6 protein-coding genes are annotated in these 12,537 nt (G+C 38.7%); 3 read left to right on the top strand and 3 right to left on the bottom strand.

Annotation, left to right across the window (positions count from 1 at the left end; all coding sequences use genetic code 11):
• Positions 1-61 precede the first annotated feature (61 nt).
• Both FDF36_RS20680 and nanU read left to right on the top strand, forming a co-directional pair.
• A complete protein-coding gene (locus FDF36_RS20680; protein ID WP_022011279.1) occupies positions 62-3,331 on the top strand; it encodes a SusC/RagA family TonB-linked outer membrane protein in 3,270 nt (1,089 codons plus the stop codon).
• Positions 3,332-3,359: 28 nt separating this feature from the next.
• Complete coding sequence (gene nanU / locus FDF36_RS20675; protein ID WP_220392648.1) at positions 3,360-4,931, top strand: SusD family outer membrane lipoprotein NanU; 1,572 nt, start codon at positions 3,360-3,362, stop codon at positions 4,929-4,931.
• A 207-nt stretch (positions 4,932-5,138) separates the two neighbouring features.
• Here nanU and FDF36_RS20670 read toward each other — a convergent pair whose 3' ends face one another.
• A complete protein-coding gene (locus FDF36_RS20670; protein WP_220392647.1) occupies positions 5,139-6,701 on the bottom strand; it encodes a RagB/SusD family nutrient uptake outer membrane protein in 1,563 nt (520 codons plus the stop codon).
• A gap of 17 nt (positions 6,702-6,718) precedes the next feature.
• Positions 6,719-10,042 carry a SusC/RagA family TonB-linked outer membrane protein gene (locus FDF36_RS20665; RefSeq protein WP_220392646.1) on the bottom strand — a complete coding sequence of 1,108 codons (3,324 nt, stop codon included), beginning with the start codon at positions 10,040-10,042 and terminating at the stop codon, positions 6,719-6,721.
• 478 nt (positions 10,043-10,520) lie between these two features.
• Here FDF36_RS20665 and FDF36_RS20660 point away from each other — a divergent pair, with 478 nt between their 5' ends.
• The gene (locus FDF36_RS20660) at positions 10,521-11,843 is read left to right on the top strand and encodes an ATP-binding protein (RefSeq protein ID WP_220392645.1); all 1,323 of its coding nucleotides are present in this window, start codon (positions 10,521-10,523) and stop codon (positions 11,841-11,843) included.
• 112 nt (positions 11,844-11,955) lie between these two features.
• Here the strand turns inward: FDF36_RS20660 and FDF36_RS20655 are convergent.
• On the bottom strand, positions 11,956-12,537 hold a 582-nt coding region (locus tag FDF36_RS20655; RefSeq protein ID WP_220392644.1), incomplete at its 5' end, for an ATP-binding protein.

Here is a 12,537-nt window from a genome sequence, read left to right as displayed (position 1 = left end):
CCGATAGAACTTAGTAAAAGCAATTATAATTATCTTTATTATTAACTAAAAAGCAATACTTATGAAGAAAACCATCTTCTTGATTTTGTGCTTATTATGCTCTATAGGGGCTATAGCTCAAACAAAATCCATCACAGGTGTGGTTACAGATGGTACCGGTGAATCTGTCATCGGTGCAAGTGTCGTTGAGGAGGGTACAACCAATGGTACAATTACCAACCTTGATGGCAAGTTCTCATTGACAATAGCTACTGGCGCTAAATTCACGGTAAGCTATATTGGTTACAAACCTCAAACAATTACTGTTGGTACTGCAAACATTTATAATGTAGTACTAAAAGAAGATACAGAGGTGTTAGATGAAGTAGTAATTACAGGATATGGTGGCTCGCAAAAACGTGCAACTCTGACTACTGCTATTTCAAAACTTGATAATTCTGTACTCAAAAACGCAGCTTTCAGTAATGCAGGACAGTCTTTGCAAGGTTCTGTTACAGGTCTTCGTGTTGTTAACAAAACGGGGCAACCTGGTAGTGAACCGGATATTACATTGCGTGGAGGTGCTACCATTACAGGCGATAATAGCAAGGCTCTTATTGTAGTTGATGGTATTGTTCGTAATAGTATGAGTGACATTAATCCTTCTGATATTGAATCTATTCAGGTTTTGAAAGATGCCGCTTCAACAGCAATCTATGGTGCACGTGCCAATGGTGGTGTTATTTTGGTTGAGACTAAAAGTGGAAAAGAAGGAAAAGCGTCTGTTAATTACAAATTTAAAATGGGCGTGAACTTCGCTCGTAAAGGCTATGATTTTTGCGATGCACACGATTATATTTATTATAACCGTATGGGTTACAAAAGAACCGGGCGTACTAATGTCGATACACAAATGGGATATGGAATTGGCAACGACTTATTCGATATCCGCTATTTGACAGACGAAAATGCTAATCTGAAAAATGAAGGTTGGTCTTCTATGGCAGACCCATTTTATGATGGAAAAACGATCTTGTATAAAGATTACTCTGGTGAATTGGACGATGTGGTGTTTAACAATAGTGCTTTAACTCAAGATCATTATGTGAACATTACAGGTGGTAATGATAAAGGGACTTTTTCTGCAAGTTTAGGCTACTATAAAGAAGATGGTCAGATTAGAGGTACTGGTTACGAGCGCTTCAATGGTGCATTGAACGGTTCTTATAAAGTATTTCCTTTTTTGACGGTAAAGGCAAATGCGACTTACTCTTGGTCAACTCAACCGGAACTCTGGATCGGTCAATATGAATTTTTCTACCGTACACGTTCTCAACGTCCTACATGGAATCCTTGGAATGAAGATGGAACTCCGGCCTCCGGTTTCGGTACAGGAGACGGTAATCCCGATTATTATAGAGATAAATTGACAAGCGAAAACAGTACTAACAAATCGACTTACAATATTGGATTTGCCCTTGACATTTTACCTAAAAAATTGGTCTTGAATGGTAATGCTTCTCTTTATCGTTATGACTGGCAAAGAGAAAAATTCAATAAATCATATCAGGCACAATCTTCTGCAACTCCGGACAATACACGTCAGGCAGAGGCATATGTGCAGAAGTACAATCAGATCCAGTTGAACGGAACACTGACATACACAGATACTTTTGCTGAAAAACACAATCTGGAAGCAATGGTAGGAACTGAATACTTCACCTATGATCAGTTCGATTTCGAGGCTAAAACCCAAAACTCTCCAACTGACGATATTCCGACCCTAAATGCCGGTTCTACAAGAACTTATACTTCTACAACCAAAACTGCATACCGTATTCTTTCAGGATTTGGTCGCATCAATTATAACTATGACATGAGATATTTAATCTCATTTGTTGCTCGTTATGATGGTATTTCAAAACTGAAAGATAACCGTTGGGGATTTTTCCCCGGTGTGTCTGTGGGTTGGAATATCATGGAAGAGAATTTCTGGAAGGATTCTAAAGTCTCAGAAGTTATTTCTACTTTGAAACCTCGTCTTAGTTATGGTGTAAATGGAAATGTGAATGGTATCGGAAATTTCGATGTATATGGTGCTTACTCTCAAGTAGGTGCAAAGACATACGGAGGTTCAACAGCATTCTACAACTCGGGCTTGGTAAATACCGGTTTGCGTTGGGAACAGAGTCAATCATTTGAAGCTGGTCTGGACATCGGATTCTTAAACAATCGGTTAAGTTTCATTCTTGACTACTACAACCGTACTACTAAAGACTTGTTAACTAAACAAGCACTTCCGGGATATACAGGCTTTACAGAGATCATGACTAATATGGGAACTCTGCGCAACTATGGTTTCGAAATGGAAGTAAGAGCCAACATTCTGAATAACCCGAAAGGATTGACATGGGATGTTACAGCCAATCTGTCTTCTGTAGCAAACAAAATTGTGAAATTACCTTATAACGGCAATGAAAATAACCGTGTAGGTGGCTATGAAGTGGCAACCGGACGCAAAAAAGCCGATGGAACTCCTGAAACAAAATGGATTGCCGGCCGTCAGGAAGGTGGTAAACTGGGAGAATTGGTTGCTTACAAACAAAATCATATATTCAAAGATTGGGATGACGTGAAAAAGTATGCCAATAACCGCATCGACGAGGTAGCCAACTTATATGGTCCCGGACTTGCAGCCCAATATGCCGGAAAAGAAGGATGGCAACCGATCGAACCGGGTGATGTTTGTTGGGAAGATATCAATGGCGATGGTGTAATCAATGGATATGACCGTCAAGTGGTAGGAAATATATTTCCCAAAATTACTGGTGGATTCTCTACTACATTGGGTTATAAAAACCTCTCTTTATATGCTCGTTTCGATTACGCTTTAGGACATACCATTTATAATGATCTCGCAGCACGTTCTTTGGGACAGTATCAAGGTTCATTCAATATTATTAAAGAAGTAAAAAAGACATGGAGTGAGACCAATACTGATACAGATTTACCTGCATTCTATTACGCAGACCAGTTAAGCAAGAAAAATATTACCCGTTCAAATAATGGTAATACAGCTATTGATAATAACAGTTCGCGCTTCTATGAAAAGGGTGATTATCTGGCTCTGCGTGAATTGACATTAAATTACAATCTGCCTAAAACATGGATCAGTAAAGTTGGCATGACAGACGCATCAGTCTATGTAACAGGCCAGAACTTATTCTATATCACCGGATACACGGGTGTTTCTCCTGAACCGGCTGTAGATACAACTTATGGTCGTGGAATAGATAACGGACGCTATCCAACTCCGAGAACAGTTTTATTCGGTTTGTCAGTGACATTCTAAATTATATATGATTAATACAAATAGCATTATGAAGAAAATATTTACATATATGTTAGCAGGGCTTTCTCTCCTGCTGTTTTCAAGATGTGATGCACTGGATATTGAACCTACCAGTTCTATTGCGGACAGTAACTACTGGAAAACTGAAGCTCAGTTTAGTACCTTTAATGTAGGTTTGCATGCATTACTTAGAGAATGTAGTTTTAATTTTTTCTTATTAGGTGAGCCTCGTGCGGACATTTATGGAGACGTTCCCTTTGGAGGAGAAGCCACTCAAGGTATGGAACGCTTGCCTTTCAATACGATAAATAAGGAGAACACAGGAATAACCAACTTTGCAGGAATGTACAAAGTGATTAATCAGATCAATTTGATGATCGCTAAAACCAAAGAAACGACTGTACTTCCCGAAGCTACTAAAGACTATTATTTAGGTGAAGCTTATGGTATGCGGGCATATCTTTACTTTCATTTATTGCGTTCTTGGGGAGATGTTATTCTCTATCTGGATTATACGAATGGAGCCTCTTTAGACTTAAGCAACCTCTCAAAAGCAGCCTCTCCTGCAGAAGATGTGATGAAACAAATCAAAGAAGATATCATTGCTTCTGAAAAGGCATTCGGCAGTGATTACTCTTTCAAATTCGGCAGATATTACTGGTCAATGGCCGCAACACAAATGCTGAAAGGTGAAGTTTATTTATGGAGTGGGCGTCAAATGGGTGGCGGCACAACAGATTATACTACAGCCAAAACAGCTTTACAATCAATTATCAGTGATGCCAATGTCAGCTTGCAGGATGATTTCTCAAAAGTATTTGCTTACAATAATAAAGATAATGCCGAAATTATTTTCTCTATACGTAATGCAAAAGATGAGTATAACATGTGGGACGATAGATTTAGACAAAACTTAGTACCACAGCAGGCATACATGACTGCAACTTACTGTAATAAAGAAGGAATTTCATTTAAAGATTTGCCTGAAGGACAACTTAACGGTTTGATTCGTCTGCAGATAAGATACGATTTGTATAATAAGGCATTCCGTGATGGAGATACCCGTAAGGACGCTTCCATGACAGCTGTTTACCAAAAGCAAGAAGATGGCACAATTAAATACATTGCTCCTTTCTGCAATAAGTATCAGGGAGTCCTGTTGGACGGAGCTTCACAGCGCAGTTTTTTGAATGATTACCCCATTTATCGATATGCAGACTGCCTGTTATTACTTGCTGAAGCAAAAGCGCTGTTGGGAGAAGATCCGGCAGCTGAGATCAATCAAGTTCGTGAACGTGCTTATGGAAAAGAGTTCTTTGAGTTAAACAAAGCTACGCTATCTTATCCGAATGATAAAGGAGACTTCTATACGGATAATAAATACATGTCTGGTGATGAAGATCCTTTGGAAGCCATTTTGAAAGAGCGCATGCGTGAATTTATGTTTGAAGGGAAACGCTGGTATGATTTAAGATTATTGGGTGCAGACTATGTGACAAAGCGCACTTCTGCCGTTGCCACCCGCCTATTATGGCCGATTAATGAAAGTGTATTGACAGACAATCCGGCGTTAAAACAGACTCCGGGATATGAAAATTGATTAGTTAATATAGCGGGGAATGTCCAGCCGGCCATTCCCCGCTTTTATTTTGTCCTCCTTCATCTGCATATATAAAAATCGGCTATATGATTGGCGAATAAGGAGTAATGTGTGTATGGCCATGAAAAAAGAGAAGCTGTCTCAATAATAACCGAGACAGCTTCTACATTCAATAAATAATCGTATTTGAAACCTATTGATTAAGTTTTATTTTTCATATCCAGGTGTCTGTTTCAGCAACGGGTTAACACTCATAATGTTAACATCAATAGGCCATAACAACTTATATTCCTCACTTGAGTCCAAAAGAGGTTTATCCGAAGGATAATTTGCAGTAGCAGAGAAAGCAAGAGATTTGCCATTAGCATCATGCATACGTACTACATCAAACCATCGCTTACCTTCCCAAACAAACTCTTTATCACGTTCCTGGAGGATGGCCAATTCATTCTCTGCATAGTTTCCTTCCGTATATTTATTAGCCTCATAATTGGAGCCATATGCACGTTCACGCACTTCATTAATATAATCTGCACAAGGATTTCCTAAACCATTTTCTATTTCAGCCATCATCAATAAAGCATCCGCATAACGGTAAACAATCACATCGGTATCATAAATACGATTGTTGTTCGAGTTGATAGAACCAATAGCCTTAAGCATAACACAACCAAAGCCTTCTTTATTCTTTTGGGTATAATATTCTAAGAATGTTGCATCACGACGAGTGTCTTTATCGCTATAGCTTTTCCAGAAATCTTCAGTATATTCATGGCGGAATACACCTCCGGTACCCTTCAAATTTAATGTATCCGTTTCAATCTTATTATCATCACGGTCATATACCTGTCCAATGAATACTGCCTCCTGATAGAGGAACATTCCTCCCCAGTTCGTGGCTTCCCCATCGGCAAAGTGTAAGGTGAAAATAACCTCTGAATTATTGCGGTTAGCCGTGCTGAATACGTCACTGAATTTATTCAATAGCTGGAACTTGCCTATCACTCCATTCAGAGCTGTTTTGGCTGTTTCTAAATCCGATCTTCCAGAAGCTGTATAGCCATTTATAGAAACTTTAGCAGCCCACATATAGATTTCTGCTTTCAACATCAGAGTGGCAGCTTTAGACCACATTGTCTTATCATACTTATTGGTCACTTCTTCTGTACCAAAATAGTTTTCAGATTTACCGATATCCTCTTTTATGAAAGCCATAGTGGCCTCGGGTGTAGCACGTTCAACATAAAATTTATCCGCAGTCACTTTGCCATCCAGTAACTCGACTGTTGTAACAATAGGTACCCCGCCATAAGTTTTATAAAGCATAAAATAATAAAGAGCTCTTAAACCGTATGCTTGTCCTAAATAGGCTTTTCTGTCTGCCTCACTTAAAAAATCACATTCATTCTCAACTTTTTGAATGAAATGATTAACTTGCATAATCGGGCTATATAATCCAAACCAGTTGCTGAATCCCGGATTGTCCTGACTTAAAGTATTAGTACGCAATATGGCATAATCCAAACTGGTGTTTTGTGAAGAACTACCAACGCGCTGTGTACCACCGCGCAATTCTCCCAAACAATAAAACATGTTATAGTTACCTCTCAATTGAGAGTGCATGCCATTCATAAACCCTTCCACCTGGGCTTTATTATTCCAGTAGTTGCCGCTTCCGAAATAGTCTTCCGGAGCGAGATCCAATGCATCGCATGAAGTGTAAAGCACAGACGATACAAATAAGGAAATAATATATATTATCTTTTTCATAATTTGTCTTTTTATATTTAGAAAGAAACATTAATACCAAAAATCACTGTACGAGGTAATGGATATCCTCCATTATTATCTGCTTTTTCCGGTGAGAATAGGTGTTTTGCTTCTGTCAAATAGCCTAAGTTCTGACCTGTAATAGAAAGTTCCACATTGCTCAATTTAGCCTTCTGCGCCCATACAGATGGTAATTTATAAGATAGTGAGAGTTCACGCAATGCCAAGTAGTTTCCATTATAGGCAAACATGGATGAGCTACGGCAATAATTACGTTTACCCAATTGATCGGCCCATACATAAGTTGGATATTTAGCGTTCGGATTTTCAGGGGTCCATGTATTTTGGGTTTCCTCAATGGTATTATAAGTACCCTGAGCACATGCCATGATCCACATTGTTTTCCAGTCCACTGCGGTGAATCCCAATGCATAGTCGAAACGTGCAGACAAGGTAAGGTCCTTCCAGCTTACAGTAGTATTGATACCTCCTGTCCATTTAGGAACAGTATTCCCAATTTTCACCATGTCATAATTATCAATAACTCCATCACCATTTACATCTTTCCACTTCACGTCACCCGGCTGAATCGGAAGGGCATTGGCTTTTTGAGAATCTGTCAATTTATTGTAACCTTCTGTTCCACCATAAAGAGGACGGCCACTTGAACCGTTATTACCTGTTGTCAAGTCAATCAAGTTAGTCGGGATTTCGTCTTGAGATTTATAAAGTCCTTCTGCCACAAACATGTATAGATCGCCCGGACGTTGACCTTCCTGATATCCACCAACCCACATTTTTTCATCTCCGTTTCCAGTATAAACCTGATAAGCACTTTGACGATTTCTTTCGAGTCCATTGTCCGGCAAAGAAACAACCTTGTTTTTGTTCAAAGCACCATTCCAGTTCAAGTTCCACTTCCAGTCTTTGGAATCAATGATCCGGAATCCTAATTCAAATTCAAATCCTTGATTCTGGAACTCACCATTGTTTGAAGTAACAGAACTTACACCTGAAGTAGACGGTACTGTGATATTAGCATATTTATCACTAGTCAAACGGTTGTAATATGTCAAGTTAGCATTGATGCGATTTTCCAGAAAACCCATATCCAAACCAATTTCAAAGGTTCTTGATTTTTCCCACATCAGATATGGGTTAGGAATGCTGCTTAACAAGAAACCGGTTGAACCATTATAGCGATTACTGCCATAAGCTCCCTGAACTGTATAGTTTCCAACAAAGTTCTTGTTTACATTACCATTTAAACCAAAGCTGGCACGTAATTTACCGAATGAAAGAATAGATGCTGTGTTTTCCATAAATTCTTCTTTACTGAACACCCAACCCGCTGATACACCCGGAAATACTCCCCAACGGTTTTCTTTGGCCAGTTTGGAATATCCATCACGCCTCAAAACCAGAGAAAGCAAGTACTTAGATTGGTAGTCATAATTAACACGTCCAAAGAATGACATAATACGTTGACGAGAGTGTGAAGAGTCTATAGAACGCTTACCTTCCTCTTTTGAGGTGTATTCCAAATCCATAAAATCATCAGTGGGAGCTCCGGAACCAGAAGCACTGAATCCTTTGCCGTATGAATCATAGTATTCAAAACCAACCATTGCATCCAAGAAGTTGTCCTTATTGATCTGATAATTATAGTTCAATACGGCATTATATGTTTGGTCTAAAGTACGGCTATATGAAGCTGAAGTAGCGTGAGATGTAATCAAGTTACCCGGAGAGCTCAAATAGTCTTTATTAAAAGCTTCTGTTTTTTCTTCGGAATAATACCAAATGGCTCCTAATTTTAATGAGAGACCTTTCATGAAATCAATTGTGAAAGATTGATTCATCGTAAACTTATCGGTATTATTATCACGAACGAATTGCTTAAAATTGTATTGTTGGTTACCATCACCGGAGTTCGGTCCTAATAGCATATCTCCATCTGCATTATAACCACGGAAAGTAGGGGGTAATGAAAGACAGCGTGAGAAATAGTTAGCCTCAGCTGTTTGCGATGCAGGAAGTCCGTTCCAGGTCGCATCTGCAAAATTGAAACTTGAATTAGAAGTTAACCATTCCTTAAGTTTATAATCAGCATTAAAAGTAAAAGTAATTCGTTGATACCAGTTACCTACTGCTGTACCCTCACTCTTATTGTAGCCCAAGCCGGCATAATAACTTCCTTTATCATTACCACCGCTTACGCTTAAGTTATAATCCTGAGAGAATGAAGGTGTGTTTATATTAAAATCAGCAATGTCTGTGTTTTTATAAATAATTTTATCTCCATATACCGGGTCAATCATAGTCTGCCATCCTTGATTGAGCAGAAAAGATAGATTGTCTGAATAGATCATCGGACTCCAAATAGCAGAACTTGTTTTATTTCCGTCTAATGGCGTTACACCATCCTTGTCAAAATATAAATTACCTGTTCCATAAGGAGTTGCAGTAGTCAATCCGCTTAGAGAAGACCATCCTTTCACATTAGCACCATCCGGGTGTTTCATGTCTCCAACGTACGCATTCATATAAGCAGTACGCATCCAGTAAAGGTAATCACCGGCATTCATAAAGTTATAAGAATCCTTGAAGTAGTTCAAGCCAAACTTTGCTTTTAGATTTACCTCTGCTCTACCCGCCTTACCACGTTTTGTTGTTACAAGTACTACACCATCATTAGCACGTGCACCGTAAATAGCAGTTGCACCGGCATCTTTCAACACCTCCATTGATTCAATATCATCCGGATTAATATCACTCAGCGAAGAGCGTACCTGACCGTCAATTAAGATCAGTGGAGAACCGGAACCATCAAAGTTCGTACCACCACGGAGTACTAAAGTTGGAGCACTACCCGGATTACCCGAAGTCTGACTTACTGACAAACCTGCTACAGCACCGGAAAGAGCTTGAGCTGGATTAGTAAACATACCTTGTTTTAAAGTTTCCTCTTTTACTTTGGCAATGGAGTTAGTCACTTTAGAACGCAATTGTTTACCGCCATAACCTGTTACGACCACTTCATCCAGCATTTCAGAATCTTCCTTCAACTTAATATTAAAAGAATTTCTGTCCTTTACATCGATCGTTTGAGGCTGATAACCAACATAAGAGACTTTGATCTTTCCATTGGGATCGACCATTAATGTAAACTTGCCGTCAATGTCGGTTATAACACCATTGGTGGTACCGACTTCGACAACACTTGCTCCGATGACTGATTCACCGGTAGCATCTGTAACCACACCTGTGATTGATTTCTTTTGTGCCATGGCTCCGATGGAACATAACAGGCACAAAATCAAGAAGATGGTTTTCTTCATAAGTATTGCTTTTTGAGTTAATAATAAAGATGTTTATATGTGTTTTTAAAACTGTTTACTAAGTTCTATCGGGACGGTAACCGAAATGTGGAGAAATGGAATAATAAGCACATTTAATAAATAGCTAACATACAGCAATTTAAACAATTCACATAATTATAAAAAAGAAAAAAACAGACCCATTATTTATAAATATTAGCGGTAGCATAAGGGTATAAATGACAAACAAATAAGGTTATATTATAAATATAATCTTCATAATTAACTTATATCATAATAGACATGACGTTAGTTTAAAATAGTTGACATATATAAATTGGCATATCGAAAAGAACACAATCAGCTATTAACATTATTATACAAAGCGTCAGAGGAATCTTATGAAACATTGTACTTGAAATAATAGAAATAGAGTTATCTTTGTAACCGCGGTTACAGTAACCCCCGTTACAAAGTAAGGACTAAATAAACAAAGAATATGAAGTTTTACAATAGAGAGAATGAATTAGCTGAATTACAAAGGATACAAGAATTATCTTTTGGAGAGAACTCTCGTCTAACAGTAGTTACCGGAAGAAGAAGGATAGGTAAGACAAGTCTTATTATGAGAGCCTTTGAAAAAACTCCTACTATCTATTTGTTTGTGGGGAGAAAAAATGAAGCATCTCTATGTCGGGAATTCATAACCTTAGTTTCCCAGGCACTTGATATTTATGTACCAGAAGAAATATCGACTTTCAAATCCCTCTTTCGGTATATAATGGAAGCTGCTACCAGACAATCATTCAATTTGGTTATAGATGAGTTCCAAGAATTCTATAATATCAATAAGTCAATTTATAGTGATATACAAGATATCTGGGATCAGTATAGACAAAAAACCCACATGAATTTCGTTGTGAGTGGCTCTATTTATTCTTTAATGGAAAAGATTTTTCATAATGAAAAGGAGCCGCTTTTTGGCCGTGCTGACAACATTATAAAACTTTCTGCTTTCAGTCTGAATGTATTAAAGAAGATCATGAAAGACTATCATCCCCAATATACAAATGATGATTTATTGGCATTATACTCATTTTCTGGTGGAGTTCCTAAATACGTCGAATTATTTTGTGATAACAGAGTGTTAACCGTTGATGAAATGATCGATTTCATGGTCAGAGACAACTCGCCCTTTACAGATGAAGGAAAAAATTTATTAATAGAGGAATTCGGTAAGAATTACGGTACTTACTTCTCAATCCTGAGTGCCATCTCTGGCGGGTATAATACTCAGACGGAAATAGAAGCACTACTTGGCGAAAAGAGTCTGGGCGGTTATCTAAAGCGATTAATTGAAGATTATAACATAGTAGTACGCCAACGTCCTGTCTTTTCTAAAGAGGGTTCTCAAACTGTCAGATATGAAATATGCGATAACTTTATTCATTTCTGGTTTAATTATTTCGATAGAAATCGTTCACTCATTGAAATAAAAAATTTCGTTGGCTTACGAAAATTAATAAAAGCTGACTATCCGACATATTCAGGAAAAATCCTGGAACAGTATTTTAAGCAAAAATATGCTGAAAGTTATGAATTCCGTCTTATTGGTTCGTGGTGGGAGCCCAAAGGCAATCAAAACGAAATTGACATTGTAGCTATTTATTTAGATAACAAAAGTGCAATTGTAGCAGAAGTCAAACGTCAAAAAAAGAATTTCAAGCCAGAACTTTTCCACAAGAAAGTGGAGCACTTAGAGAATAAAGTTTTGGCTAAATACCAAATAAATACAGTCTGTTTATCATTAGAGGATATGTAGTAGATTGAATCCCCCTTTTATCATGTGGCGCGCAAATTTGCGCGGCACAATTTTAGGTAATTTAGTATATCCCACCCCAGCATCGAAGATGCTTCACTTTCCTTAACTCTTTTTACGTGCCCATATCCTGTTTTTGATCACTAAAAATTGTTTTCCTATTCTCCATACGATAGCTTGTTCCTTCGAGCCTGATTATCTCGCAGCAGTAGAGCAGCCTGTCGAGCAGGGCCGCTGTGATTGCTTCATCCTCCAATGTCTCCAGCCAGCGGGTGAGCGCTTTGTTTGCCGTGATGATGAGCGATGTCCTTTCCTGGAAGTCATTGACGAGTTTAAACAGCAACAAGGCATCTTCTCTTTTCAGGGGGAACAGCGTGACATCGTCTATGGCCAGCAGGTGCGCTTTCATGATCCGCTTGTATGTTTTCATCGCATGGGCAGAGACATCTTTCGTTTTCAGGCAGGCGAGCAGATCCTCGAGTGTCATCAGGTATGCCTTGTATCCCGCTTTCACCGCTTCATACACGAGCCCGGCCGCTATGAAGGTCTTTCCTGTTCCGGAAGGTCCTATCAATAGCAGGTTGTATGCCTGGCTCACCCACACCAGCTCACGCAGTTCTCTCAGCCTTCTGGCATCCACAGCTTCCGTCCTGTGGGAATCATACGAGTCCAGATCGTATTTGGTGGGCAGTGCGGC

This window comes from Bacteroides fragilis (assembly GCF_019583405.1).
GTDB lineage: Bacteria > Bacteroidota > Bacteroidia > Bacteroidales > Bacteroidaceae > Bacteroides > Bacteroides fragilis_B.
The sequence above is the reverse complement of the archived record's forward strand: the minus strand, read 5'-3'. Positions and strand labels throughout refer to the sequence as shown.

Bases quoted from the DNA above. Each gene is read 5' to 3' on its own strand.
- nanU (WP_220392648.1), top strand. From the start codon at position 3,360: ATGAAGAAAATATTTACATATATGTTAGCAGGGCTTTCTCTCCTGCTG.
- FDF36_RS20670 (WP_220392647.1), bottom strand. From the start codon at position 6,701: ATGAAAAAGATAATATATATTATTTCCTTATTTGTATCGTCTGTGCTT.
- FDF36_RS20680 (WP_022011279.1), top strand. From the start codon at position 62: ATGAAGAAAACCATCTTCTTGATTTTGTGCTTATTATGCTCTATAGGG.
- FDF36_RS20665 (WP_220392646.1), bottom strand. From the start codon at position 10,042: ATGAAGAAAACCATCTTCTTGATTTTGTGCCTGTTATGTTCCATCGGA.
- FDF36_RS20660 (WP_220392645.1), top strand. From the start codon at position 10,521: ATGAAGTTTTACAATAGAGAGAATGAATTAGCTGAATTACAAAGGATA.